Annotated in this window: 22 protein-coding genes; 10 read left to right on the forward strand and 12 right to left on the reverse strand. The window is 55.8% G+C overall.

The features are described 5' to 3' along the window. Window positions 1–9: 9 nt before the first annotated feature. On the forward strand, window positions 10–1,293 hold the full coding sequence (locus ACGS9J_RS00060) for an MFS transporter (RefSeq protein ID WP_442229077.1): 1,284 nt from the start codon (window positions 10–12) through the stop codon (window positions 1,291–1,293). 25 nt (window positions 1,294–1,318) lie between these two features. Continuing rightward, window positions 1,319–2,767, forward strand: coding sequence for an FGGY-family carbohydrate kinase (locus ACGS9J_RS00065; RefSeq protein WP_442229078.1), 1,449 nt, complete (start codon window positions 1,319–1,321; stop codon window positions 2,765–2,767). On the opposite strand, the gene ACGS9J_RS00070 is transcribed toward ACGS9J_RS00065, so the two are convergent. After that, window positions 2,768–3,337, reverse strand: coding sequence for a glycerol-3-phosphate responsive antiterminator (locus tag ACGS9J_RS00070; protein ID WP_442229079.1), 570 nt, complete (start codon window positions 3,335–3,337; stop codon window positions 2,768–2,770). A 93-nt stretch (window positions 3,338–3,430) separates the two neighbouring features. Then, window positions 3,431–4,348, reverse strand: coding sequence for a LysR substrate-binding domain-containing protein (locus ACGS9J_RS00075; RefSeq protein ID WP_442229080.1), 918 nt, complete (start codon window positions 4,346–4,348; stop codon window positions 3,431–3,433). A 239-nt stretch (window positions 4,349–4,587) separates the two neighbouring features. On the opposite strand from ACGS9J_RS00075, the gene ACGS9J_RS00080 reads away from it, so the two are divergent. From ACGS9J_RS00080 to ACGS9J_RS00095, 4 genes are read left to right on the forward strand one after another with little or no spacing between them, the layout of a single operon-like run. Further along, on the forward strand, window positions 4,588–5,949 hold the full coding sequence (locus ACGS9J_RS00080; protein ID WP_442229081.1) for an MFS transporter: 1,362 nt from the start codon (window positions 4,588–4,590) through the stop codon (window positions 5,947–5,949). Window positions 5,950–5,979: 30 nt separating this feature from the next. Beyond that, window positions 5,980–6,483, forward strand: a complete 504-nt coding sequence (gene fae / locus ACGS9J_RS00085; RefSeq protein ID WP_442229082.1) for a formaldehyde-activating enzyme — start codon at window positions 5,980–5,982, stop codon at window positions 6,481–6,483. A gap of 10 nt (window positions 6,484–6,493) precedes the next feature. Continuing rightward, a complete protein-coding gene (locus tag ACGS9J_RS00090; RefSeq protein ID WP_442229083.1) occupies window positions 6,494–7,540 on the forward strand; it encodes an aldo/keto reductase in 1,047 nt (348 codons plus the stop codon). Next, the gene (locus ACGS9J_RS00095; protein WP_442229084.1) at window positions 7,537–8,988 is read left to right on the forward strand and encodes an NAD-dependent succinate-semialdehyde dehydrogenase; all 1,452 of its coding nucleotides are present in this window, start codon (window positions 7,537–7,539) and stop codon (window positions 8,986–8,988) included. The genes ACGS9J_RS00090 and ACGS9J_RS00095 overlap by 4 nt, the downstream gene beginning before the upstream one ends. On the opposite strand, the gene ACGS9J_RS00100 is transcribed toward ACGS9J_RS00095, so the two are convergent. The 3 genes from ACGS9J_RS00100 to ACGS9J_RS00110 all read right to left on the reverse strand — a co-directional run bounded on the left by ACGS9J_RS00100 (window position 8,960) and on the right by ACGS9J_RS00110 (window position 12,257). Beyond that, complete coding sequence (locus tag ACGS9J_RS00100; protein WP_442229085.1) at window positions 8,960–9,925, reverse strand: bifunctional helix-turn-helix transcriptional regulator/GNAT family N-acetyltransferase; 966 nt, start codon at window positions 9,923–9,925, stop codon at window positions 8,960–8,962. The genes ACGS9J_RS00095 and ACGS9J_RS00100 overlap by 29 nt on opposite strands. A gap of 110 nt (window positions 9,926–10,035) precedes the next feature. Continuing rightward, window positions 10,036–10,668 carry a helix-turn-helix transcriptional regulator gene (locus ACGS9J_RS00105; RefSeq protein ID WP_442229086.1) on the reverse strand — a complete coding sequence of 211 codons (633 nt, stop codon included), beginning with the start codon at window positions 10,666–10,668 and terminating at the stop codon, window positions 10,036–10,038. A 131-nt stretch (window positions 10,669–10,799) separates the two neighbouring features. Continuing rightward, on the reverse strand, window positions 10,800–12,257 hold the full coding sequence (locus ACGS9J_RS00110; protein WP_442229087.1) for an amino acid permease: 1,458 nt from the start codon (window positions 12,255–12,257) through the stop codon (window positions 10,800–10,802). 619 nt (window positions 12,258–12,876) lie between these two features. On the opposite strand from ACGS9J_RS00110, the gene ACGS9J_RS00115 reads away from it, so the two are divergent. Further along, complete coding sequence (locus ACGS9J_RS00115) at window positions 12,877–14,151, forward strand: Glu/Leu/Phe/Val family dehydrogenase (RefSeq protein ID WP_442229088.1); 1,275 nt, start codon at window positions 12,877–12,879, stop codon at window positions 14,149–14,151. 99 nt (window positions 14,152–14,250) lie between these two features. Here ACGS9J_RS00115 and mvaD read toward each other — a convergent pair whose 3' ends face one another. From mvaD to ACGS9J_RS00135, 4 genes are read right to left on the reverse strand one after another with little or no spacing between them, the layout of a single operon-like run. Continuing rightward, window positions 14,251–15,252, reverse strand: a complete 1,002-nt coding sequence (mvaD, locus tag ACGS9J_RS00120) for a diphosphomevalonate decarboxylase (RefSeq protein ID WP_442229089.1) — start codon at window positions 15,250–15,252, stop codon at window positions 14,251–14,253. Continuing rightward, on the reverse strand, window positions 15,245–16,306 hold the full coding sequence (locus ACGS9J_RS00125) for a mevalonate kinase family protein (protein ID WP_442229090.1): 1,062 nt from the start codon (window positions 16,304–16,306) through the stop codon (window positions 15,245–15,247). The genes mvaD and ACGS9J_RS00125 overlap by 8 nt, the downstream gene beginning before the upstream one ends. 1 nt (window position 16,307) lies before the next feature. Next, on the reverse strand, window positions 16,308–17,540 hold the full coding sequence (locus ACGS9J_RS00130; RefSeq protein WP_442229091.1) for a hydroxymethylglutaryl-CoA reductase: 1,233 nt from the start codon (window positions 17,538–17,540) through the stop codon (window positions 16,308–16,310). Window positions 17,541–17,555: 15 nt separating this feature from the next. Continuing rightward, entirely contained in the window at window positions 17,556–19,151 is a 1,596-nt protein-coding gene (locus tag ACGS9J_RS00135) for a hypothetical protein (RefSeq protein WP_442229092.1), read from the reverse strand. A 396-nt stretch (window positions 19,152–19,547) separates the two neighbouring features. Between ACGS9J_RS00135 and ACGS9J_RS00140 the strand changes: the two genes are divergently transcribed. Continuing rightward, window positions 19,548–20,117: a DJ-1/PfpI family protein gene (locus ACGS9J_RS00140; protein WP_442229093.1), complete on the forward strand. Its 570-nt coding sequence runs from the start codon at window positions 19,548–19,550 to the stop codon at window positions 20,115–20,117. 34 nt (window positions 20,118–20,151) lie between these two features. On the opposite strand, the gene ACGS9J_RS00145 is transcribed toward ACGS9J_RS00140, so the two are convergent. Continuing rightward, a complete protein-coding gene (locus ACGS9J_RS00145) occupies window positions 20,152–21,066 on the reverse strand; it encodes a LysR family transcriptional regulator (protein ID WP_442229094.1) in 915 nt (304 codons plus the stop codon). 232 nt (window positions 21,067–21,298) lie between these two features. Between ACGS9J_RS00145 and ACGS9J_RS00150 the strand changes: the two genes are divergently transcribed. Together ACGS9J_RS00150 and ACGS9J_RS00155 are read left to right on the forward strand one after the other, a co-directional pair. Then, window positions 21,299–22,495, forward strand: a complete 1,197-nt coding sequence (locus ACGS9J_RS00150; RefSeq protein WP_442229095.1) for an MFS transporter — start codon at window positions 21,299–21,301, stop codon at window positions 22,493–22,495. A 10-nt stretch (window positions 22,496–22,505) separates the two neighbouring features. Further along, window positions 22,506–23,534, forward strand: coding sequence for an alpha/beta hydrolase (locus tag ACGS9J_RS00155; protein WP_442229096.1), 1,029 nt, complete (start codon window positions 22,506–22,508; stop codon window positions 23,532–23,534). Between the two features lie 105 nt (window positions 23,535–23,639). Here ACGS9J_RS00155 and ACGS9J_RS00160 read toward each other — a convergent pair whose 3' ends face one another. Further along, window positions 23,640–24,017: a DUF1493 family protein gene (locus ACGS9J_RS00160; protein WP_442229097.1), complete on the reverse strand. Its 378-nt coding sequence runs from the start codon at window positions 24,015–24,017 to the stop codon at window positions 23,640–23,642. A 180-nt stretch (window positions 24,018–24,197) separates the two neighbouring features. Then, window positions 24,198–25,652, reverse strand: a complete 1,455-nt coding sequence (locus ACGS9J_RS00165) for an efflux transporter outer membrane subunit (RefSeq protein ID WP_442229098.1) — start codon at window positions 25,650–25,652, stop codon at window positions 24,198–24,200. Between the last annotated feature and the right edge of the window lies 1 nt (window position 25,653).

The raw sequence follows: 25,653 nt of genomic DNA on the forward strand, positions 1-25,653 counted from the left end.
GAATGCCGCATGAAAAAATCCAATTTCCACCGTTGGTTAACCTTGGCGATAATAAGCATTAGCGGCGGCGTTAGTTTTGACTTGGCCTATTTACGTTATATCTATCAAATTCCCATGGCGAAATTTATGGGTTTCTCCAATACCGAAATTGGGTTGATTATGAGCACCTTCGGTATTGCCGCCATTATTCTTTACGCCCCCAGCGGCATTGTCGCCGATAAATTCTCCCACCGTAAGGTCATGACTTTCGCCATGATCGCGACCGGCTTGCTGGGCGGGTTGATGGCGTTTTATCCCCCTTTTTGGGTGATGATCCTGATACAGGTAGCGTTCGCCATCACCACCATTTTGTTGCTGTGGTCAGTCTCCATCAAGGCGGCGTCGCTGTTGGGCGACCATGATGAACAAGGAAAAATCATGGGGTGGATGGAGGGTCTGCGGGGTGTCGGCGTCATGGCACTGGCGGTGTTCACCATGTGGATTTTCTCTTTATTCACCGCCGAGGATCCCAACAGCCTGAAAGCAGTGATCCTGATTTACAGCGGCGTGTATATTCTGCTCGGCGTACTGTGCTGGTGCTTCGTCAGCGAGGGGGTCCCCCAGGCGGCAAACAGTGCAGAGCCCTCACCTCCCTTTAGCCTCAGTGACATCCTGAGAGTGCTCAAGGTCAGCAGTACCTGGTATTGCAGCATGATCATTTTCGGCGTCTACACCATCTACGCCATTCTGAGTTACTCGACCAATTATCTGACCGAGATGTACGGCATGACATTGGTCGCCGCCAGCTACATGGGCATCGTGATCAACAAGATATTCCGCGCCATCTGTGGCCCGCTCGGCGGTTTGATCACCAGCCACAGCAGGCTGAAATCACCGACCCGGGTTATCCAGCTATTGGCGCTGGTCAGCCTGATCACCCTGGCCGCCTTGTTAGTCACCAATCAACAACCGGGCTCGGTCATCGTGGGTATCGGTTTGATCTTGTTATTGGCTTTTGCCTGCTACGCCTCACGCGGGCTGTATTTCGCCTGCATTGGTGAAGTCCGTACGCCTAAATTCATTATGGGCACCACCGTAGGCATCTGTTCGGTGATAGGTTTTCTGCCGGACGTATTCGTCTACCCGCTGGTAGGACACTGGCAAGACACCCTGCCCGCCGCCGAGGCCTACCGTAACCTGTGGTTGCTGGGGCTGGCTGCCACCAGCTTGGTGGTGGTGTTTACCTATCTGTTGTTCAACAAGATCAAAACGACCGACGCGAAAACGACAACCATAAAACCGGCCGTCGGGTAATGCATTTTCCTTGAGGAGCGATCGCATGAAGAAGCAATATTTAATGGGGGTGGACGTTGGCACCCAAAGCGCAAAAGTGGTGATTTTTGATTTGGACGGCAACGTCATTTGCGAAGGCAAGCAGCAACTGCGCAAGCTGGAGATCCCCGCGCCGCTGCTGGCGGAGCATCCAGATGACGATCTGTGGGATGCCCTAAAAGTGGCGTTCCGCCGTGTCATGCAACGCTTTGCCGAACTGGGGGGGCAGAAGCAGGACATTCTGTCGATGGGCATTTGTATCGTTCGCTGTTGCCGAGCGCTGCTGAAAGAGAACGGTGAACTCGCCTACCCGGTGATCAACTGGATGGATAAGCGCCTGAACAAGCCCTATGAGTCTATCGATGCCTACCGGGAGGTGCGTTATATCACCACCACCTCAGGGTATATCACCCATAGGTTGACCGGCGAGTTTAAAGACACCAGCGCCAACTACATCGGTTGGTGGCCGATGGACAATGACCGATTGGACTGGAGCACCGACCCGGCAGCCTGGCAAAGTTGCAACCTGACCCGCGATCAGGTGCTGGACGTGGTGAAACCAGGGGAAATCCTCGGTTATCTCAGTGAACGGGCGGCACAGCAGATCGGCCTGCCGGCAGGCATCCCGGTGGTGGCAACCGCACACGATAAAGCCGTAGAGGCCCTTGGTGCCGGTTCGCTGGACAAAGGTGTGGCGCTTATCTCCCTTGGCACCTATATCGGTGCCATGGTGCATGGCGATGCCAATGTGAAGAACGCGCAGCATTTCTGGCCATTCCAGGCGTCAATCCCCGGGCGTTATCTGTACGAATGCATGGGCGTGCGACGCGGGATGTGGACCGTAAGCTGGTTCCGCGACCAGTTTGGCGCAGCGGCTCTGTCTGCGGCCCATGACGCGGGGGTTAGCCTGGAAGAACTGTTGAATCATGAAGCCGAACGGATCCCCGCCGGGTGCGAAGGTTTAATCACCGTGCATGACTGGGCACCGCCGCCTGAAGCCGAGTTCCGCAAGGGCGCGATGATCGGCTTCGACGGCCGTCATACCCGGGCGCATATGTACCGCTCTCTCCTGGAAGGCATCGCTTTCACCATGAAGAACCATATGGACAAAATGGCGCAGGAGCTGAATACGCCATTCAGCAGCCTGATCATCTCCGGCGGCGGTGCCAATAGCGATGTGTTTATGCAAATTTTTGCCGACGTGTTCGGTATCCCGACGCGCCGTAATCTGATGAGCGGCTCTGCCGCGGTGGGGTGCGCCATCAACGCCGGTATGGCGATTGGCGTCTTCGACGACTATCAGCAGGCGACCGAAAGGTTAGTGAAAATCGGCGACAGCTTTATGCCGGATAACCGCAACCACCGTTTTTATCAGCAACTCAATGAGCGGGTTTATCAACAGGTGAACGCCCGGCTCGATCCGCTGTTACAGGCGCTCAGCCCCCTGGTGGATTAGTTATAGCGCCAATTTCCACACGTCATGGTTAGTGGTGGAGACGGCGATGGCCCCGGCTTTTAACGCAGTCTGGGCGTCGTCTTCATCACACACCAGGCCACCGGCGATGATCGGCAGGTCGATCTTGTCCGCCACCCAACCCAATACTTTCGGCATGCAGCCCGGCAGGATCTCGATGCAGTCCGGTGTGGATTGCGCCACCTGCTTGTCGACGTTATTAAAAGAGATGGAATCGAGGATAAACAACCGGTGAATGGCATAGAACCCCTGCTGACGCGCGGCTTTTACCATCGAGGTTTTGGTGCTGATGATGCCGTCGGCGGCGGTCACGATCTTCAGAAAGTTGATCACGATTTCTTTGTTGGAACTTCCCTCCAACAGATCGACATGCACGAAGGCGTATTTCCCGGCGTCTTTAATCTGCTGCACGATGCGCCCGATGTTGCAGATGTTGCCGTACAGCACCGAGATAATCCGACAATCTGACTTCACCGCCGCCTGCAGGCTTTCATTATCTTTTACCGCAGCAATCACCGGATGCAGTTTTAACAACTCAACAATTGAAGACACTTTATTCCCCTGGTCGACCCGCAGCAGGAACCGCGGGCAATGTTCATTAACAATAAGGTAACACACCCCCTCTACCGGTATCTCCACGTCTGCTCACACCGCAGCGATCATGCCCGGCATCGGTTCGGGATGTTGTGACAGCTGTTGGACTTCCTCCTGCAGCCAGTCATGAAAGTAGCCCACCCGGGGCATATCGCGCTTACCGGCAGGAATTTCCAGCCAGTAGCCATTGCGACTTTTCAGCTCCACCGGCGACAGCAGCACCAGCAGACCGCTTTGCAGTTCATTACGGATCATCATCCGGTCCAGCACCGCATAGCCTGCACCGGTAATGCAGGCGTTAATCACCTGATCCTGAGTACTGAACTCCAACCCGCTTTGCTGACCCACAATAATCTGCCCCGCCGCAGCCAGCCAACATGGCCAGTTATCCAAACGGATATCGCCATTCAGAATGTGCAACTGCGGCTGTGCCTGCAACGGCGGGAAGACACCATTCACCATCACCAAAGGACTACCGACCAGTACCAGGCGTTCATGGCATAACCATTCCCCCCTGGCGGCACAGTCATCCGAATCGCCAAAACGAATGGCACAGTCGAAATCGCAGTATTTTTGTCGGGTTTCGCTGATCAACGCGATCTGCAACTGGCTATTGCGACTGCGCAAAGCCACCAGCCGGGGAGCCAGCCAACGGGTAGCGAAGGTCGGAGCCACTTGCAAGCGCAGATGCTGCAACGGATTGTGCAGTTGTACATGCTGGATCCCCTCTTCCAGGATATCCAGCGACTGGCGCACGCGTGGCAACAATAAAATCGCGTCCTGCGTCAGCGCCAGACCACTGTGACTCCGGATAAACAGCAGTTTGCCCAGGAAGGCTTCGAGCTGTTTGATCTGCCGGCTGGCCGCGCTTTGCGTAATAAACAATGCCTCTGCCGCTTTGCTAAAACTCAGCGTTCGGCAGGTTTCTTCGAATACGCGCAACATACTGAGTGACGGAAGTTTTCTCACAATACGCGAAGCCTCTGTGCATAGAACAACATGTTAACTATATGTTGCTAATTTGCAGTTATTCGCCAGCGCACACTCCGCTTATTTCTGTAAAACCAGAAGTCGATCACATGCGTTTTCCACCTGAGGGTATGACTAAAACGCACTCGCCGAAGGGCGGGTCTGCTGCCACATTGTTTACGCATTCAAAACAAAAAACCAACAATAACCCCACACCACTCCAACTGGAGGACAGGGCAATGCAACACCTGACATCACAACAAATACGCATGGATGACGTGCCGTTAAACCGATTCCATCTCAAGATCGCCGGGCTGACTTTTGGTGCCCACTTCACCGACGGCTACGTGCTGGGAGTGATAGGTTTCGCCCTGGCGCAAATCAAACCGCAAATGGGGATCTCCGCCTTCTGGGAAGGCATGCTCGGCAGTTCAGCGTTAATCGGCCTGTTTATCGGCAGTCTGGTCCTCGGCTGGGTCGCCGATTACATCGGTCGGCAGAAAATATTCTGCTTTAGCTTTGTAGTGATCACCCTCGCCTCGGCGCTGCAATTTTTCGCCACCACGCCCGAACAACTCTTCTTGTTGCGGGTACTGGTCGGCATCGGACTGGGCGGCGATTTTTCCGTTGGCCACACCATGTTGGCCGAATTTTCCCCACGTAAACACCGGGGGGTACTGCTGGGATCCTTCAGCGTGATTTGGACCTTCGGTTACGTCGCCGCCGGGTTTGCCGGGCACTTCCTGACGGCGATGGGCCCGGACGCCTGGCGCTGGTTGCTCTCTTCTTCCGCATTGCCGGCCGTCATCATTCTGTTCATGCGTATCGGCACGCCGGAATCGCCCCGTTGGCTGATGGGGAAAGGCCGCCGCGAACAGGCCATGGCTATCGTACACCGCTATTTTGGGCCTAACGTCATGCTGGTCGACGAAGCACCAACGCTGAGCAAACAACGCTTTCTGTCGCTGTTCGGCCCGCTCTATCGTCGGCGTACCGCGTTCAACAGCCTGTTTTTTGTCTGTCTGGTGATCCCTTACTTCGCGATTTATACCTTCTTGCCATCCATTTTGCAGGTCATGGGCCTGGATCAAAACTTCGCCACCGACTTGCTGCTTAACGGTCTGCTGATCGTCGGTGCGTTGCTCGGCATTTTGCTGACGATGTTCTGCTCACGGCGAGGCTTTCTGATCGGGGCCTTTGTGTTTCTGGCTGCCTGTCTGGTCCTGCTCAGCCTGATCCCCGTCACCCAATCCGCCTGGTTGATCGCCCTGTTTGCCGCCTTCACGCTGGTGATGTCGGCGGTCAGTAATCTGGTCGGCGTTTTCCCGGCGGAAAGTTTCCCTACCGAGGTTCGTTCGATGGGCGTCGGGTTCGCGACCTCGATGAGCCGTCTGGGCTCTGCCATCGGCACCGGGCTGTTGCCACTGGCGATAGTCCACTACGGCATGCCTGCCACCACCGGCATTCTGGCCGTGATTTTAATTATCGGCGCGTTGGTTTCCATCGCCTGGGCGCCAGAAACCAAAGGCTTGACCCTGGTTGATGCCAGCCAGGATCCGGCGCAGCGCGCAGACAATGCGTTGGCCGCCTCGATTAAATAACACCATCTGACTGAAAACAGGAGCAATGACGTGGAAATGTATATCGGTGAAGGGTTTGAGGGTAACGGCGTTAACGCCTCGCACATCAATATTTTGATCGGCCCGCGTCATGGCGCGGTAGGTCAGGCGTTCTCTTCCAGCCTGGCATCCCCCAGCCAGGGACACTGCCCCTTTATGGTGGTGGTGAAACCCAATGTGCCGACCAAGCCGATGACGCTGTATGTCAACAAGGCCGAAATCAGCGGCGAACTGCACGGCAACGCGACCTGGGGCGCCTCGCAGGCGGCCATCGCCAAAGCGGTGGCGGAAGCTCTGCTGGAGGGTATCTTGCCGCCGGAGGCCGAAGATCAATGGTGCATCGTGACGGCCAACTGGGTCAATCCGGCCTGCGATGACCTGGATGAGGTGTACCGGAATAACTATCGCGCCTGCAGCCAGGCGATCCATGCGGCGATGAACCAATTGCCAAACCGCCGCCAACTCGCCCAGGCTCTGCCGCAGTTGGCCAACCCCTTCTATACGCCGCGTGCCTGAGGAGACTCCCATGGAATACATCAATCTTGGTCAGTGCGGGCTGAAAGTTTCCCGTTTGTGCCTCGGTACCATGAACATGGGCAGCAAACAGTGGAAACCCTGGATTTTTGACGAACAGCAAAGCGAACCGCTGATCCGCCACGCGTTCGAGTGCGGGATCAACTTCATTGATCTGGCGGATTTTTACTCCAGCGGCGCAGGCGAGGAAGTGGTTGGCCGCATCATTGCGCGCGTGGCTCAGCGCGACGAGCTGGTGTTGACCACCAAGGTCGGTTACCCGCTGGGTGGCGGCACCAATAATCAGGGGCATTCGCGCAAGCACATCATGACCAGCATTGACGCCAGCCTGCGTCGCCTGGGCACCGATTATGTCGATATCTACATGCTGCACTACTTCGACGTGAACACCCCAATCGAAGAAACCTGGTCGGCGATGAACGATATCGTCCGATCGGGCAAAGCCCGTTATATCGGCGTATCAACCATGTATGCCTGGCAACTGGCCAAAATCTTGTGGATCTGCGAGCGTCACGGCTTCGTCAAGCCGATCAACATGCAATTGCAACTTAACTGCGCCTACCGCGAAGAAGAACGGGAAATGATCCCCTTGTGCCGCGATCAAGGCTTGGGCGTATCGGTCTTTAGCCCATTGGCGCGTGGTTTATTAAGTTGCGATTTCAACTCGGTGCGTAACCAGACGGATTTCTTCACTCAGGAAATGTATGCCGATGCCGCTTCGCGCAATGTCGCCCACTCGGTCAGCCAGGTAGCCGCGCTGCGGGGGCTCCCGCCGGCGCAGATTGCCCAGGCCTGGGTGTTGGGTCACTCGGGGGTGGACTGCATGCTGGTCGGCGCCGACTCAGTACAACAAATAGACAGCGCCGTCAGTGCCTTATCAACCCCGCTTAGCGACGATGAACGTTATGAGCTTGAGCGTCACTACACCCCTTGCGACGTCATCAACGATTATACCGCAGGCAAACGCATCACGCGTGAGAGCCGCCCAACGCGCGGCCTGTTCACCCTGGACAACACCGACACAAGGAACATTGCATGACGTCCTATTCCTCCCTGTTGCGCACCGGCTGGTATTGCGATGGCCAATGGCGCAACACCTCACAGCAATACTCCGTGACTAACCCTGCCACGGACGAAAAGATCGCCGAGGTTGCCTTTGCCGGTACTTCGGAAACCGACGCGGCGATAGCGGCCGCCACCGCAGCGCTGCCAGGTTGGCGCGCCTTACCGGCTAAAACACGCTCGCAGATCTTGCAGCGTTGGTTTCAACTGATCATGGCGCATCAGACCCCTTTGGCGGAGCTGATGGTGGCAGAACAAGGCAAGGTGTTAAGCGAAGCACAGGGCGAAGTCGCCTACGCCGCCAGCTTTATTGAATGGTTTGCCGAACAGGCCAAGCGCGCTTACGGTCACACCATTCCGCCGACCAAAGCCGGCAACCAAATCATGACCTTTAAAGAGCCGGTTGGCGTCATTGCCGCCATCACGCCATGGAATTTCCCGCTGGCCATGCTGACGCGCAAGCTTGGTCCTGCACTGGCGGCCGGTTGCACCGCCGTGATCAAGCCGGCCAACGAGACGCCGCTTTGCGCCTTTGCGCTGATCGTGCTGGCAGAACAGGCCGGAGTTCCCCCTGGGGTGATTAACGCCGTCTCCGGCGATACCCCGGCTATCGGTGCCGCATTGATGGCCAGCCCGCAGGTGCGCAAGGTCTCCTTTACCGGCTCGACCCCGGTCGGAAAACTACTGATGCGTCAGGCGGCGGATACGGTGAAAAAACTGTCGCTGGAATTGGGCGGCAATGCGCCCTTTATCGTGTTTGACGATGCCGATCTTGATGCCGCGTTGGCCGGCGCCATGGCGGCTAAATTCCGCAACAGTGGCCAAACCTGCGTGTGCGTGAACCGCTTTTACATTCAGGACGGCGTTTATGACCGTTTTACACAGTTGCTGACCGAGGCCACCCTGGCGTTGAAAGTGGCACCCGGCATGACGCCAGGCGCCCAGCAAGGACCGTTAATCCATCTGAAGGCGGTAGAAAAAGTGGAGGCACACCTGCAGGATGCGTTAAGCCAGGGGGCACGGCTGATGTGCGGTGGCGAGCGCCACCCGCTCGGGGGGGCGTTCTTCCAACCGACGGTCTTGACGGAGGCCAACGAACAGATGCGGTTGGCGCATGAAGAAACCTTCGGCCCGCTGGCAGCCTGCTTCCGCTTCCATACCGAAGAGGAAGTGATCCGCCGCGCCAACGACACGCCCTTTGGTTTGGCAGCCTATCTCTATACCCGTGATCTGGCGCGCGCATTCCGTGTAACGCGCCAGTTGGAAAGCGGCATGGTGGGCATCAATGAGGGCATTATCTCAACCGAAGTCGCGCCCTTTGGTGGCGTCAAGGAGTCGGGGCTGGGCCGTGAAGGCGCAGATATCGGGCTCGAAGACTATCTCGAAACCAAGTATGTCAATCTGGGGCAACTGGGCGGCGAATGAATAGCTGCTCGGTCATCGGCTGACCCCATTGTGTGCCCGGCTGCTCTTGTGCAAGCACGAAACCGACGCTTTCATACAGATGCCGGGCCGCATCCAGTCCTTTGAAGGTCCACAGATGGGTTTCAGCAAAGGCGTGCTCGTCACAGAAGCTGACCGCCCGGTTCAGTAACTGGCGGCCGATACCGCTGCCGCGCAGGCTGTCATCAATGATAAATGCGCGCAGATGAGCACGGTTGTTACCCAAGGTTTCTCCATCAATCGAAACAGAACCGACAATGCGATCGCCCTTCAGCGCGGACCAGGTCTGGTTCAAAGGATGTGACAGTCGCCCGGCCAAATCGGCCAATGCCGCGCCCACCGTAGCTTCAAAAAAGGCGCCAAAGCCCACCGTGCGCGAATAATATTGCATATGCATTTCCAGCGTTCTGGCGGTAAATCCCGGCAGATAACCGCTGACAATCTCGATGGACGGCGCAGACACCGGCGTTTCCCCCAGGCGATGAGCCCGCAACGCCGCGGCATAGCTCTGCAGCCCATCGGCAATACCTGAACTGGCGTTTGTCGGCAGTTTCTCCAGCGCGTTAAGCACCTGATGGTCAGCAAAACGATTGATCCCCGCCAGAGTCCGACGGCCTTTCTCCGTCAGCAGCAGTATCTTCTCCCTGGCATCTCGCGGGCTGGCTTGCGTTTCCAGTTCCCCGCCTTTGATCAACTTGTTCAGCATGCGGCTGACGCTGGATTTTTCCAGATTAAGCACGCTGCAAAGCTCGGCGGCGGTATCGACATGCCTGTCGCCTATTTCAATCAGCGCATGCACCGCTGACGGCGGCAAATCGGTGCCTGCCAGGGTATTCCCCATAAAACCCAGTTCGCGCACCAGGTGGCGTGACGCATCCCTGATCGGGTGTAAATACGGACTCGGTTGGGTGATGGACATGATCGGCACTCTGATATGGTTGTATTGTGCAACCATATCAGAGTTATTCAGCAGCGCAAAGGGGCTTGGGTATTACGAGGTAGCCGGCAGGAAACCGGCACATTGGGTATTCAGGCAGTACCCTCGCCTTTTTTTAGCTCTTTCAGGTATTTGTAAACCGTGGCACGACCGAGGGATAACACGTTGGCGATATAGTCGGCGGCGCTTTTGCCTTTAAACGCCCCCTCGTTATACAGATCGCTCACCAGCTGCTTTTTCTGTTCGCGGCTCAATGAACCCAATGAAGTGTTTTGCTGGCGGATCCACTCGTGCAGGAAGGTGTTGATCTTCTCCTGCCAGTCGTCTTTGAATAACTGCTGCGGCTGGGGCTGCAAACGGGTCACCGACAGGAACATATCCAACGCATTTCTGGCGTCTTCAAACATCGCGGTGCTCAAATTAATGCACAGCAGATAGCGCGGAACGCCCTGTTCGTCTCGCGCGGCGATGCTGACCGAGCGCATTTTCTTGCCATCCCAATTGAGCTTTTCGTAAGGTCCGGTCACCAGGCCTTCGCTGTCGAGAGCAAAATCTTCCAAACCGGCATCATCACCCGGTTTACGTTTCGACAGATTATTGGCGAGGTAAGCCACCTTATTGGTAGAGAGATCCTGTATCACCACTTCCACATTGGGGAAAAACAGCGCTGCGATGCCGTCGGCGACCGACTGCAGTAAGTCTAATTGGGACGTGGGTTTCAGCACTCTGCTGTTTCTCCGTAACGGTAAGCCATGATGATATTGGCCAATTTTCATCATTGGGTCAGCCGCTTAGCATACCTTAAATGCCGTGGAATGCCGAGCAGGAGAGCGGCGTGCCGCCCTCCCAGGCTTGCTTACTCCGCCTCTTGGCGGCTTTGGTAAAACACATAGCCGTCACGGGCCACGCTGTCTTTGATTCTATAGCGCCAAACGATCGCCAGGGCGATAAACCACAGCGGCATACTGCACAGCGCAATCAAGGTGTCGCGGTCAAAAATCATCAGCACCAACGTGAACGCGAAGAACGCCAACGTCAGCCAGGTCATGATCACCCCGCCCGGCATTTTGAACCGCGAACGCGCATGCAGGTCGGGCCGTTGTTTGCGGTAAACCAGATAGGCCACCAGGATCATGCCCCAGCTGTAAACCACCAGTATCGCCGCCACGGTAGACACAATGGTAAATAGCGTCATGACGTTCGGCATCAGGATCAGCAGCATCGTCCCCACTACCATGCAAAAACACGAGAACATCAGGCTACGGATCGGAATGGCGGTGGTTCGCGACAGTATCCTGAATTGCCCATGCGCATGCTTCTCCATCGACAGGCCATACAGCATGCGGGTACTGGAATAGACGCCACTGTTGGCCGAAGACATCGCCGAGGTCAACGCCACGAAGTTGATCACCGCGGCGGCGGCGGGTAACCCGGCCTGATCGAACAGCATGACGAACGGGCTGCTGTCCGGCGAGATATGGCTCCACGAGGTCACGGCGATGATCGCCAGCATCGAGAACACATAAAAGATGATGATCCGCACCGGGATAACGTTGATGGCCTTGGGCAGCACCTTGTGCGGATCCTTGGTTTCGGCCGACATGGTGCCCAGCAGCTCGATGCCGGTGCAGGAAAAGATGGCAATCTGGAAGCCGGCAAAGAAGCCGAAAATGCCGTGCGGCATGAAAATGGCCGGATCGGTGATGTTGTTCACCGAGGCTTTAACGCCGTCCGGCGAGGTCCAGCCGATAAACACCATCCAGGCCCCGGTGACAATCAACGCGATAATGGCGATCACCTTGATGATGGCAAACCAAAACTCCGCTTCGCCGAACATTTTCACCGACAGCATATTGAACAGGCACAGCAGGCCCAACGTCAGCAAGGCCGGCAGCCAGGGCGAAACCTCGGGGTACCAGTACTGGACGTAGCCGCCGCACACCACCACATCGGCGATACAGGTCACCACCCAGCTCAGCCAGTAGGACCAGCCAAGAAAGAAGCTGGCTTTCGGCCCCAGGTATTCGGAGACGAAATCGGCAAACGAGCGGTAGTCGAGCTTGGTCAGCAACAACTCCCCCATTGCCCGCATCACCATGAACATAAAGAAGCCGACAATCACATAGGTCAATACGATAGAGGTGCCGGAAAGTGCGATGGTTTTGCCCGAGCCCATAAACAACCCGGTACCAATGGCACCGCCAATGGAAATCAGTTGAATGTGGCGCTCGCTCAAGCCGCGTTGCAATGTTTGGGCGCAGTCGGGCCCCTCGGTTGAAGGCGTATTCAACCGATGCTGCTTACTTTTTGTCATGGTGTTACCTGTCCGTCGTTAAGGCGATTAAGCAGCGGTCAACCGCTGCAGCAGGAGTGAAACGCATCGCGCGTTCTACCGGCAAAAAAGAAATTCAGGCAAAACGAAGCCGGCCCTTTTGTTAAAGGGAAGTAAAAAACTGTACGCATCAGAAAACGACTGTTCGAACTGCGCTGTAGCCCACATTTAGCATGCGAAGCATGAGCGTGGCGGATGATTCATTTACTATCAGTAAGTTGCGATTATTTCCGTTCAAGAATAAAACGCTGTCGGCGCCGATTTAACATGAATTTAACTCTGGCGTCAGGAAACGGCATTGTCAACACGACACTTAAATAAAATGAAACTTTTTGATCACATTCAAGCTTCTGAAAAATAGATAAAAACGGGTTTTATGCACTTTTTATGCATAAATTATGATTAGCCCACGCAACCCCTGTGTAAAAGTAATTAACTATTCATTTTTGCACTTCGAAACCCGCCGACAACCGGCCTGTGGCCCGATGAGGGGGGGCTAACAAGCCTCGTTTTTAATGGTAAATTTAGCGTCGCAAAAGTGTTATGCACTTAGTAATCCACGGTTAAACAAAATAAATACCTATATATAAAAAGGTTGGTTATGGAAAAGCTATCCTACGCTTCAGAAAGCAGCACAACGGCCTGGGCCACCTATTTGCAACAAATCGACCGCGTTGCGCCTTACCTGGGTGAGCTGTCACGCTGGATTGATACCCTGCGTCACCCTAAGCGTGCGCTGATTGTCGATATCCCTCTGCAAATGGACGACGGTTCAATCCGCCACTTCGAAGGTTTCCGCGTTCAGCACAACCTGTCGCGCGGTCCGGGTAAAGGCGGCATCCGTTACCACCCTGACGTTGATCTCGATGAGGTTATGGCGCTGTCAGCCTGGATGACCATCAAATGTGCGGCAGTCAACCTGCCCTACGGTGGCGCCAAAGGGGGGATCCGCGTCGATCCTTTCAAACTGTCTGAAGGCGAGCTGGAAAGATTGACCCGCCGCTACACCAGCGAAATCGGCTTTATCATCGGGCCACAGAAAGACATCCCCGCTCCGGACGTCGGCACCAACTCCAAAGTCATGGCCTGGATGATGGATACCTACTCCATGAACCACGGCACCACCATCACCGGCGTGGTGACCGGCAAGCCTATCCACCTGGGCGGTTCTCTGGGTCGTGAAAAGGCCACCGGTCGCGGCGTATTCGTTACCGGCTGTGAAGTGGCCAAACGTTTGGGCGTGCCACTTGAAGGGGCCAAGGTTGCGGTACAGGGCTTTGGTAACGTAGGCAGCGAAGCGGCTCGCCTGTTCGTCGGTATCGGCGCACGCGTGGTGGTGATCCAGGACCACTCGGCTACCCTGTCCAACCCGAACGGCATCGACCTGGCCGCGTTGACCGAATGGCAAGCCAAGAACAAGCAAATCGCCGGTTTCCCTGGCGCCAGCGAAATCGAAAGCGAAGCCTTCTGGTCGGTTGACATGGACATTCTGATCCCAGCGGCGCTGGAAGGTCAGATCACCCGTCAACGTGCAGAAATCCTCAGCGCCAAACTGGTTCTGGAAGGGGCTAACGGCCCAACCTACCCAGATGCGGATGACGTTCTGCGTTCACGCAACATCACCGTGGTGCCTGACGTTATCTGTAACGCCGGCGGCGTGACCGTCAGTTACTTCGAGTGGGTGCAGGACATGGCCAGCTACTTCTGGAGCGAGAGCGAAATCAACGAGCGTATGGACAAGATCATGACCGACGCTATGGTTCACGTTTGGAACAAGTCCGAAGAGAAGAAATGCAGCCTGCGCACCGCGGCCTATATCGTCGCCTGTGAGCGTATCCTGACCGCACGTAAAGAGCGTGGCATTTACCCAGGTTAATGCGTTATCCCTCCCGGCTTGCTCAGCAGGCCGGGATGTTCTTTCCCCTGCAGCTAACCGTTCTCCTATGGCGAACTCCCGCTTGCCTGCCCCAGCATCTTAGAGTAAGTGTCGTTCGGTCAAAGACGGGCCATTTCCCGTGCAATCAACGATCACCCGCCTTACGCCTGGAACACGTTCTATCACCTCCTGTACTTGCGAATGACTGCCCTCCGGGCAAATAACATGCACATTGGGCCCGGCATCAATGGTTGCGCACGCAGGTACGCCATCCAGTCGCAGTTGTCGCACCGCCGCCAATACCGCCAACGTGGCGGGCTGCCAGTAAAAAATGGCGGGTGATGACGTCATGGCGATGACATGCAAATCGATGGCTTCGGTTTCTACTGCGTCCGTCAGTGCATTGAAGTCGCGGGCCAAAATGGCTTCCGTCGTCTGATCCAAACGTTGCGGCAATTGCTGCTGTCGTTGTTGATAGTAGGGGCTGCCAGGCGCACGCCTATGACCCTCTCGTGAACTGACGGCTTTATGTTCATCGTCCACGATGGCAATCACATCATATAACGGCCAATACTCAGCCGGGGCGAGCTGGCACGCAGCAGAGTCTGGCCGTTGAGCGTCACCCGGCCAGGTTACATAGCCACCGAACGCCGAACGGGCGGCCGAACCGGAACCGGACAACCGTGCCAGTACCGAAAGCCGGGCCGCATCCGGCGCAGCTTGCCACATATGGCTGGCGGCCAGCGCCAATGCCGAAAAACCGGAGGCGGAAGAGGCAATACCCGCACCGGTAGGAAAATTGTTGCTCGTCGCCACCCGCACAGGCCTACCCCCCCCACATTCGGCGCGCAGACGTTGCAGATGCCGCCGTACCCCCAGGCTAAAGGCCGCTGTCGCCGGTTGCAGTGTTCCTGCGGGAGTTTGCCACCACACCTCATCCGGCTGCCCTTCCTCCAGCCCTTCCAGCGTGCAGTGAGACAGACACTGACTCAGCGTCATTGAAAGGGACACGTTGTTGGGTAAAACCGCCGTTTCATCCTGAATGCCCCAATATTTAATGAACGCAATATTGGCAGCCGAAATCGCACTGACTTTAACCATTGTCTTCCTCCACCCGCAGGCCATCCGCTGCCAACCCGCTACGAATTTCAGGCCAGCGCACCAATGCGTCTGGCACGCCATAAGGGCAATAAGCCATCACACAACCGGCGCCACTGCCAGATAACGCTCCTGCGCCGGATATTTTCGCCGCACCGCCGGCCGCTTCCACTGCCCGGATAACCCGTTGCACGGCAGGCGGCACCACCCCTAACAGTTCCAGCTTCGCCTGATAAGCACGTAGCAGTTTCATCAGTTGGTCGGGTACCGGCGATTGACGCGTCAACAGCGCCAGCATTTCTTCCGCCAAGCCTTGCATAACGGGTAATGGCGAGCGCTGCGGATCGCACATCAGCCTCCGCACTGCCGCTACCGTGTTACCGGTGGTTTCAGCCGCGATGCCGGAATGGAAAATACGCAACGTTTGAAGGTGCAGGCTAGCCTGCGGTAAGGGTGTCACCAGTAACTCGCCCCGCTGGCGATGCGTCATTTTCAGCATTCCGCCGTAATAGGCTGTGTGATGATCAATGCCGGATGGTGCACCATGCTGACGTTTTTCACTTTCACCGGCGAGAAACAACACCCGCTCCGCTGTCAAAGGATGGCGGAAATAGCTCAGCAGCGCCGCTACCGTGGCCGTCGCCAACGCGGCTGAACTGCCAAACCCCGCATTCAATGGAATATCGCCGGTAACCGACAAGCGGAACCCTGGCGAAGGGACCGACAACGCAGCCAGTGTTTCGCCAATAGCACATTTCACCAGATGATCGGCATCCCCGCTGTGCAAAGCCAGCGTCGTGTCGGGCGTCGGCCGCTGGTCATAGCGTTGCCAGCGGGCGCGCATTTCCCTGCTATAGGCCAGCACTTCGCTGCTGGCGTATGTTTTCCTCCAATGCAGCGTCGGTAATATCAGTTCAATGTTGCCCGACGCGCACGGCGTCACACTGACCGTACAGCGCAGTTCCAACGCACTGGTCACCGCCGGGCAACCGTATGGCGCAGCATGTTCGCCAATGAGTATCAGCTTCCCTGGCGCAGAAACCCGCACAAGGCGCATCTCACCCCCGCCCCAGCTGTTGGTGCGCCGATCCCAGATGGTGCGCCGCCTGGGCCGCCAGAATTGACAGCTCGCCCGCCAACACCGCGCCCCCCAGAATTTCAGCCAGCCGCAGAGTATCGGCTCCCGCTGCGCGTTGACCGGGCTGAATACCCATGATTGCCAGCGCTTCACGTTGCGTTGCCAGTGACGTGCCGCCTCCCACGGTTGCCAATGGCGTATCCGGCAACAGCACCGAAATGTAGACCGCCCCCTGGTCCCGTTTTTCAATACAGGTCACCCCCGCCGCACTTTCCGCAATCTGCGCGATGTCCTGCCCAGTGGCGAGGAAAAATGCCGCCAGCACGTTAGCATGGTGTGCATTAAAACCGGTGGCGCCGGCCATGATCGATCCCAGCAGATTTTTGCGGTATTGCACTTCATACAGGGGATCTGCATGGGTTTTCAGTATCTGCGTCAGCGTGACACTATCAATTTCCACCTCAGCGAATATCCGTTTACCGCGCCCGTGCAAAAAATTGACGGCAGCGGTTTTCTTATCGGTACAAAGGTTGCCCGAAACGCTGACGCAAACGGCGCCGGTAGCCGGTTCGATGACGTCGCGAACGGCGCGTTCGCAGGCAATCGTCGCCATGTTCATGCCCATCGCATCGCCACTGTTGAAACGAAAACGCAAATAAAGCGACGTGCCGACCAAACTGGGGGTTATTTCCAGCAGTTTGAGGAAACGACTGCCGCTTTCGCATGCCTGCTTTATTTCGCTGAAATGCGCATTAACCCAGGCCAGGCATTCGCGGCTATGAATGATGCCTCGGGTACGCAACACCGGTGCCCGGGTAATGCCGATATCGTCGACCCGCACCGTTGCGCCACCTGCGGCTTCTATCGCCCGGCAACCGCGCGCAATACTGGCTATCAATGCGCCTTCCGTGGTGGCCAACGGCACGAAAATCGCTTCATCCTCGCTAACCTGTTCGCCGTGCAGCCGCAGCGGCCCCGCCACGCCCAACGGGATTTGGGTGGTGCCGATCATGTTTTCACAATGGGCTTGTGCCGCATTCAGTCGATAGTCGCCAGTCACCGGCAATCCAACACCCAACCGTTTTTCCAACGCCCGACGCCTCAACATCACCGCCTGCTCCGGGGCCATCTCCGGCGGTAACCGGTGCAAACCTATCCGTCCCTGCGCCAATGCATCAACCCATTCATCGTCCGTTAGCGAATACGTCATCATTGCCCCCACGTTCAGTCAGTTGACATAGGCGTAATATTCAATGCCCAAATCCTGAAATTGCCGGTCATAATGCTGGCCGACATGAGAAATAATGAACTCCTGCGCCGGCTGATAGTTCACCCCGATTAACCGGCCACTGTCATGCAGGTTTTCATACGCGACACGGTCAAGTACAACGGCCTTTTCCATCGCCTGTTTCAAGCGAATATTGCCGGCGGCCAGCCGCCATTGTTCACACAAAAACAGGGGCAACGCTTCGGCGGCATCACCGCTGCCGTAACCGATAGCGGTGAGCCACCCGTCGGTAAATTCCTCGCCGTCACCGCAGGCGTCTTCCAGCATCGCCGCCAAATTAGCCGGCAGCGAAGCGCTGTACAGGTTGCCCAACTCCTGCATCAGATGGGAACCGCGCCCCATTTTCTGTTGCAACCAGCGCTGATAAACCGGCTGCGCCCGTAATGCATCAGCAACTTTATTGGTTGACGGGAAAGGATCCTGCTCATAGTTGAGTGAGGTGGCCGCAGCCAGTTCGGCCGGCAGAACGCGTTCCGCCAGCAAACTCTCGGGGCTGATCCCCGCAGCATGGCAAAGCGCTGCCAATTCGGTGTTGGTTTGCGGTTCGCACATCATTGCGCGTACATAAAGAAAAGCTAACATTTTCATCGGCATTTGCTGGAACGGGCGGTGAAAGCACAATGAGGAGGATTGGCGATAAAAGGTGTATGCGGGAATGCGCAAGCGGCTGACCATATGCTCAACGGCATGCGCCACTTCATCAAGATAGGCATAGGTGGAATAACGTCCGTTGAACACGGGGAAATCATGACGGCGCTGCGTTCTGGCAGCATAAACGTCATGATCGTAACGGCCAACCGGCTTTCTGAAGTCCGTGCTGCGATAAGCCGAAGCGGAACCGGCATGTTGCAGATCAACAGCAAGTAGCTGTGGCACAGACTCGATCAACATCGCCACCGCCCCGGCCCCCTGGGTTTGTTCACCGCTGGAGCCGCGTTCGTATTCGGCGATATCGGCACTGACAACAATGGCTTTTTTTCCCTGCCCGTCATAAGCCACGTAGCGCAATGCGGCTTTCAATCCGTATACGCCTCCCAGACAGGCATGTTTAAACTCCGGCACTTCCAAATGACGAGATAAACCGGGTAATTTTAATTGTTGCAACGCTTGATCGACCATCCCTCGGATAATCACCGCCCCGGCGGAATTATCGGTACTGGACTCGGTTCCCAAACCTAGAAAACCGATCTCCGCAGGGTTAATGCCATTTTGTTTAATTAAGCGCAGTACCGCATTGGCCGCCATGGTATAGACGTTTTCATGTGGCCCTAGCATACGAAAGCTGTTTCCGGTAACTTTGCTAACCTTTTCCCAATTATTCCCCGTCCATTGGCACCAATCTTCCAGTCTTACCTTGAAGGGAGGAATATAGGCCGCTATAGCACTAATCCCAGGCAGTGACATCGATGATACTGTTGGCATAGGTTTCCAAATTTTAAGTTTTTGAGAAACTCTGAGTTTGCAAGTATAGAACAGCATTGACACCGTCACATGGAAAACGTCATCCATTTGATTTTCTACTACCATTATTCCCATCCAGTAACCAACCAAAAATATAAGATACTAATTATCCTAAAATTACGACGTAAGTATCAGCATGGCTGTTTAGAAAAAATATAGAGGGTATCGCGAGGAAATGGACATCTATTGTTTTTAATCGCAGCCGGCGATTAAATTAATTATGTGTTCTAGTTTATAGATCACCGGGAACTCCCAGTTGTTTGGGCAGGCTAACGCCACCCGTTCCCCCGGTTGTACTCCCAGGGGGTCAGCAAATTGGTTACCCGATTGGCTCGCATAGCTAAGCTGAAATTCGTCCTGCACAACACCAGACGCTCGGGAAATATAGATGCATCGGCGTCAGGAGTGAGTTCGCGTTCCACTTGCCGATAGGCTATATGTTAGGGACTCATTTCCCCCGGAGATCCCCTCATGAGCAAGAAAAAGATCCTGATGCTGGTCGGCGATTACGCTGAAGATTATGAAACCATGGTGCCCTTTCAGGCGTTGCAGATGATTGGGCACCAGGTCGATGCCGTCTGCCCGGACAAGGCCAAGGGTGATTACATCATGACGGCGATCCACGATTTCGACGGTGCGCAAACCTACAGCGAAAAACCCGGTCACCGCTTCACCCTGAACGCGGATTTTACCGCAGCGAAAGAAGAAGACTACGACGCCCTGTTGATCCCCGGTGGCAGAGCGCCCGAGTATTTGCGTTTGAACTCGCAGGTCATCAAGTTGGTGCAGGCCTTTGATGCCGCTCGCAAACCTATCGCCGCCGTTTGTCATGGCCCGCAGCTGTTGGCCGCCGCCGGGGTGTTGAAAGGCAGAACCTGCAGCGCCTATCCGGCCTGCGCCCCTGAAGTGCAACTGGCCGGTGGGCATTTTGCGGATATCGGTATCGATCAGGCGCATGTCGACGGCAATCTGGTGACTGCCCCGGCATGGCCGGCACACCCGCAGTGGCTGGCGAAATTTGCCGAGGTATTGCAGCAATAACGTGACGTCGTCACATAATCTGCGAAGGAATAAACTATTGGCTTCTTGCCGGTCTGCGCGTTCGGGTCACCTGGAGCGCTTCCACGACCAGTGAAAAGGCCGGCGAAGGCTGTTTACGGCTGGGATAATACAGATAGTAGCCGGGAAATGGGCGGCACCAGGGTTCCAGTACCCGAATCAGCCGCCCTTCTTCAATATGGCGACCGAACTCCTCCTCGGGTAAAAAGGCGATGCCCAACCCCGCCAGTGCCGCATCGATAATGTGTTCCGAAGTGTTGAAGGTGAGTTGACCGCTGACGCGGACATTTAAATCCCCGCCGTCCTGATCAAAGTCCCAGACGTACAGTCTGCCAGATTTGACCATACGTTGATTTATGCATTGGTGTTGCGTCAATTCATGGGGGGTCTGTGGCATGGGGTAACGTTCAAAGTAGTCCGGCGAAGCCACCGCCGCCATCCGTAACTTGGGGCCAATGGGGACGGCAATCATATCTTTATCTATGGTATCGCCCAAGCGCACGCCGGCATCAAATCGGTCTGCCACAATGTCTCTGAATCCATAATTGGCGTCGAACTCAATATTAATGTCCGGGTATTCGCGCAGCAGCGGCATTAATTTCGGCAGCAGCGTGGTGTGCAGAACGTTCGGCCCACAGGTGATACGGACGGTGCCTGCCGGCTTATCGCGCAGCTCCGTCAATATATCCAGCTCTGCTTCAATCCCATCGATACGCTCACCGATGGCCAGCAACAACTGCTCTCCGGCCGCGGTGAGCGATACACTGCGGGTGGTGCGCGTCAACAGCCGAATTTGAATGCGCTCTTCAAGTGTGGAAATCGCCTGGCTGAGCGCGGACTGCGTCACGCCCAACTGCGCCGCTGCACGGGTAAAACTGCGTTCACGAGCGACAGTGACAAAATACAGCAGGTCGTTAAGGTTTCGCTTCATCGGGGATACCCACCTATTAATTAGTAACGCTTATAAGCTCATTAAGCATTCATTAGCTAGTAACGTAGCGCCCAGCGTGTAAAAATTCCAGCAAGAAATCAATATGCAATGACGATTAAACGTGATTGCCCTTCTCATTCTTTCCCGGTTCATTTTTGACGTTATTCCCATGAATGGCGTCCGGCCCCGGCTTGCCTGAAAACAGCGGGGATTTATTCGGAGTTGAGTCTTTATGTCTACATTGGCGAGAGCGGAATTACCCGCTAAGCAACTTGCGTACTGGAGTGGCGTGTTCGCCATGACGCTGTGCGTCTTTGCATTAATTGCGTCCGAGTTTATGCCTGTCAGTCTGCTGACCCCCATATCACAGGATTTGGGCGTCAGCGAGGGCCGGGTCGGGCAAGGGATCGCCCTTTCCGGGGCGCTGGCCGTAGTGACGAGCCTGTCGATCTCAACGCTGGCCGGCGCGCTCAATCGCAAGACTTTACTGCTGAGCATGACCCTGTTGATGGCGTTTTCCGCAGCCGTTATCGCGCTGGCACCCAATTATGCGATTTACATGGCCGGACGCGCCCTGATCGGCGTGGCTATCGGGGGGTTCTGGTCTTTGTCTGCCGCCACGGCTATCCGTCTGGTGCCGCTGCATCAGGTGCCGCGCGCGCTGGCCATTTTTAACGGCGGTAATGCGTTGGCTACCGTCATCGCAGCCCCGCTCGGCAGTTATCTGGGGTCGATCATCGGCTGGCGCGGCGCATTCTTTTGCATCGTTCCGCTGGCGCTAATGGTCTTTATTTGGCAAGGCTTCAGCCTGCCCTCCATGAAAACAGAGAAAAACGCTAAACCTGCCGGTTCCGTTTTTCGCCTCTTCTCAAACCCGCTGGTGGTGTTGGGCCTGGCGGCCTGCGGGGTGTTCTTTATGGGGCAGTTTTCATTGTTTACCTATTTGCGTCCGTTCCTCGAAACGGTCACGCGGGTCGATAGCACCACCCTGTCGCTCATTTTGTTGACCATAGGCCTTGCCGGTTTTATCGGCACGCTGGTGATTGGCTCATTCTTAAAATCTGGCTTTTATCGCACGCTTATTGCCATTCCCTTGCTGATGGCCGTCATCGCCGGTGCGCTGATTGCTTTCGGTCACAGCGTCTGGCTGGTGGCACCGCTGCTCGGGTTCTGGGGGCTTATCGCCACGGCGGCCCCGACCGGGTGGTGGATGTGGGTAGCCAGAACCCTGCCGAACGATGCCGAAGCGGGCGGCGGCCTGATGGTGGCGGTAGTGCAACTGTCTATCGCGCTGGGCTCCACCGTCGGCGGATTGGCGTTTGACCACCAGGGTTACCAAAGCACTTTCGCGATCAGCGGCATGCTGTTGCTGATTGCGGCCGGCCTGGCTTTCTTCACATCACGGAAAGACCGTGTTCACCCCCACTGAGGATCCTCCAATGAGAAAGTTTTCCCTGCTGTTAGGGCTGTTTATCAGCTCCTTTGCGGCCACAGGCGCCGATATGTCTAACGGAGCCGATAATTTTTACCGAAGCGATAAGGTTACGCAACAGAAGGTGACCTTTAAAAATCAGTATCAAATGAACGTCACCGGCAACTTGTTTATGCCCAAGGAGAGCACCCCGAACGCCAGGTATCCGGCCATTATCGTTGGGCACCCAATGGGGGCCGTGAAGGAGCAAAGCTCTAATCTGTATGCCCAGAAACTGGCGGAACAGGGCTTTGTGACGCTGGCTATCGATCTCTCGTTTTGGGGGGAAAGCGAAGGACAACCGCGTCACGCCGTCTCGCCGGATATCTATGCGGAAGATTTCAGTGCGGCGGTGGATTATCTTGGCACCCGTTCGGACGTCGATGCTAACCGTATCGGCGTACTGGGCATTTGCGGCAGTGGCAGTTTCGTTATCAGCGCGGCAAAAATCGACCCTCGCATGAAGGCCATCGCCACGGTCAGCATGTATGACATGGGTTCCGCGAACCGCAACGCTCTGAATCATTCGTTAACCCTGGAACAGCGCAAGCAAATCATTGCCGCCGCGGCTGAACAAAGGGACAAGGAGTTTAGCGGCGGGGAAACGAAATACACCAGCGGCACCGTGCACAAAATCGATGAAAACTCCTCGCCGATTGAGAAAGAGTTTTATGATTTTTATCGCACTCCGCGGGGCGAGTTCACCCCGAAAAGCACCACTTCACAGCTGACCACGCACCCGACGCTAACCAGCAACGTGAAATTTATGAATTTCTATCCGTTTAACGATATCGAGACCATCTCACCTCGCCCTATGCTGTTTATCACCGGCGATCAGGCCCATTCGAAAGAGTTTAGCGAGGACGCCTACCAGCGCGCCGGCCAACCGAAGGAACTGTATATTGTTCCTGGTGCAGGCCATGTCGATCTCTATGACCGAACCGACCTGATCCCCTTCGCCAAGTTGGCAACCTTCTTTAAAACCAACCTGAAGTAATGTTAAAAAGCCGCATCGACTCCGATGCGGCTAATTTTAATAATCTGCCGGGTATGAATTATCGCTGGCGAACCGTGAAGAAAACATTCATCAGCCAACCGCGCGTCATTTTAATTGCTCAATCAGAAAATGGATATCATACAGCCAACGTTTGGCCCGGGCGGATCGTACCAGCATATAAACATACAACGGGCGGATCCTTTCCATCTCAAGATCCCAATGATTTACGCGTCGGTTTGATGAAGAGAATAATAACGCCGACTTTGACTCCTGACGGAAATACAGCTCATGATTGTAATTGCTGCTGTCGATTCGAAAAGCGTCGAAGTAGCCGCGCATCAGCGTTTCCGACATTGGCAAGGACAGGTGCAGCTCTTTGTTTATTTCCGTATTGAGGGTGACCGCCACCCCTTTTTTAAGCAGGCCGGGGGCGTTATACCGGTCGACCACTGAAATGACCTGTTGCTGAATATCACTTTCCATTTCAACCTCAATATATTTGGCCGCGGGAATGATGCAATACCCTTCAGACATTTCTGATGGTAGTGAGTTCTGCACCTCAGGGTTATTTTCCTTTTCTTTACACTTTCGGCACAAAATCAATATAAAAAACGCAGCGTGATATCACCATGCTGCGTAATAGATTATTGCCTGCGATAAATCTTATTGGGTCAAGGTACTATTATTGGCAATCACGCCGTCACCCTGCTTTTCTGCCGTAATGCCGCCCCCCAGGACCTTATACAAGGTGATCAGGTTCTGATACTCGGTTTGCTGTGCAGCAATCAACGACTGGCGCGCGGTATACAGCGTTCGCTGCGCGTCCAGCATCACCAGATAAGTATCCACTCCGTGACGGTAACGCAACTCCGCCAGGCGGTAATACTCCTGCGAAGCCGCCACATAGCCGGTTTGCGCCGCTAACTGCTCCTGAATCGTGCCCTTGCGCGCCAAGGCATCGGCGGTCTCCTGGAATGCCGTCTGCACCGCTTTTTCGTAGGTGGCGACGTACAGGTCTTTCTGCGCCTTGGTGTAGTTCAACTGCGCGGTGTTATAGCCGCCGGTGAAGATCGGCAGGCTGATGCTGGGTGCAAACGACCAAACGCCGGCCCCCTGGCTAAACAGTGACGACAGTTGCCCGCTGCCGACTCCACCGCTGGCGGTCAGGCTGATCGACGGGAAGAACGCCGCACGGGCAGAACCGATGTTGGCATTGGCCGCCTTCAGGTTATGCTCGGCCTCCAGCACGTCCGGCCGGTTCAGCAACACCTGCGACGACACATTGGCCGGCATGTCCTTCATGATGCCCGATAACGACTCGATATCTGTCGGCAACAGGCTTTCCGGCACGCTTTGCCCGACCACCAGATCCAGCGCATTTTTTGCCTGCGCCGCGCTGGTGGTGTAACTGGCGACGTCCGAACGCGCCTGCTGATACACCGTATCCGCCGAGGCCACATCGACCATCGACAGGATGCCGTTCTGCTGGTTTTTACGCGTCACCGCCAACGACAGCTTGGCGCTTTCCATGGTGCCTTTGGCGGCAGCCAGGTTACTGCGTGCGGCCGCCACATTCACCCAGTCAGTCACAATATCGGCGATCAGCGTCAAACGGGTGCTTTTCGCCGCCTCGGACTCCGCCAGATAGCTCTCGAATTTCGAACGTGTCAGGCTTCGGGTTTTCCCGAACAGATCCAACTCGAAAGCGCTGGTGCCGGCGGTCGCCTCGTAGCTCTGGCTGATCGCGGTGGCATTGCCATCGCCGGTCAATGCCCGGCCACGGCTGCCATCCACACCGGCATTAATGGTCGGCAACAGGTCGGCACGTTGCTCACCGTATAACGCCCGCGCCGATTCAATATTGGCAATCGCCTCACGCAGGTCGCGGCTGCTGCTCAGCCCCTGCTCCACCACCTGTCGCAGCCGGGGATCGACCACATAGTCGCGCCACGGGATATCCGGGTAACTCAATGACAATTTACCGGAAGGCGCCGCATAGGCGGCCCCCTGTGGCAGCGTGGTGGGGACCGGCGCCTGCGGGCGCTGATAGTCCGGATCCAGCGAGATGCATCCCGCCAGCAACAGCGGAAATGTCAGAGTGATTAAACGTTGCAGCACA

The organism is Serratia quinivorans (assembly GCF_052113645.1).
Lineage (GTDB): Bacteria > Pseudomonadota > Gammaproteobacteria > Enterobacterales > Enterobacteriaceae > Serratia > Serratia quinivorans_B.

Excerpts from the sequence above, each read along its gene's own strand:
- ACGS9J_RS00135 (WP_442229092.1), bottom strand. The coding sequence starts at position 19,151 with ATGGGAATAATGGTAGTAGAAAATCAAATGGATGACGTTTTCCATGTG.
- ACGS9J_RS00155 (WP_442229096.1), top strand. The coding sequence starts at position 22,506 with ATGAGAAAGTTTTCCCTGCTGTTAGGGCTGTTTATCAGCTCCTTTGCG.
- ACGS9J_RS00090 (WP_442229083.1), top strand. The coding sequence starts at position 6,494 with ATGGAATACATCAATCTTGGTCAGTGCGGGCTGAAAGTTTCCCGTTTG.
- ACGS9J_RS00145 (WP_442229094.1), bottom strand. The coding sequence starts at position 21,066 with ATGAAGCGAAACCTTAACGACCTGCTGTATTTTGTCACTGTCGCTCGT.
- ACGS9J_RS00065 (WP_442229078.1), top strand. The coding sequence starts at position 1,319 with ATGAAGAAGCAATATTTAATGGGGGTGGACGTTGGCACCCAAAGCGCA.
- ACGS9J_RS00140 (WP_442229093.1), top strand. The coding sequence starts at position 19,548 with ATGAGCAAGAAAAAGATCCTGATGCTGGTCGGCGATTACGCTGAAGAT.
- ACGS9J_RS00150 (WP_442229095.1), top strand. The coding sequence starts at position 21,299 with ATGTCTACATTGGCGAGAGCGGAATTACCCGCTAAGCAACTTGCGTAC.
- ACGS9J_RS00060 (WP_442229077.1), top strand. The coding sequence starts at position 10 with ATGAAAAAATCCAATTTCCACCGTTGGTTAACCTTGGCGATAATAAGC.
- ACGS9J_RS00125 (WP_442229090.1), bottom strand. The coding sequence starts at position 16,306 with ATGCGCCTTGTGCGGGTTTCTGCGCCAGGGAAGCTGATACTCATTGGC.
- ACGS9J_RS00160 (WP_442229097.1), bottom strand. The coding sequence starts at position 24,017 with ATGGAAAGTGATATTCAGCAACAGGTCATTTCAGTGGTCGACCGGTAT.
- ACGS9J_RS00080 (WP_442229081.1), top strand. The coding sequence starts at position 4,588 with ATGCAACACCTGACATCACAACAAATACGCATGGATGACGTGCCGTTA.
- ACGS9J_RS00095 (WP_442229084.1), top strand. The coding sequence starts at position 7,537 with ATGACGTCCTATTCCTCCCTGTTGCGCACCGGCTGGTATTGCGATGGC.
- ACGS9J_RS00130 (WP_442229091.1), bottom strand. The coding sequence starts at position 17,540 with ATGATGACGTATTCGCTAACGGACGATGAATGGGTTGATGCATTGGCG.
- ACGS9J_RS00100 (WP_442229085.1), bottom strand. The coding sequence starts at position 9,925 with ATGTCCATCACCCAACCGAGTCCGTATTTACACCCGATCAGGGATGCG.
- ACGS9J_RS00110 (WP_442229087.1), bottom strand. The coding sequence starts at position 12,257 with ATGACAAAAAGTAAGCAGCATCGGTTGAATACGCCTTCAACCGAGGGG.
- mvaD (WP_442229089.1), bottom strand. The coding sequence starts at position 15,252 with ATGGTTAAAGTCAGTGCGATTTCGGCTGCCAATATTGCGTTCATTAAA.
- ACGS9J_RS00115 (WP_442229088.1), top strand. The coding sequence starts at position 12,877 with ATGGAAAAGCTATCCTACGCTTCAGAAAGCAGCACAACGGCCTGGGCC.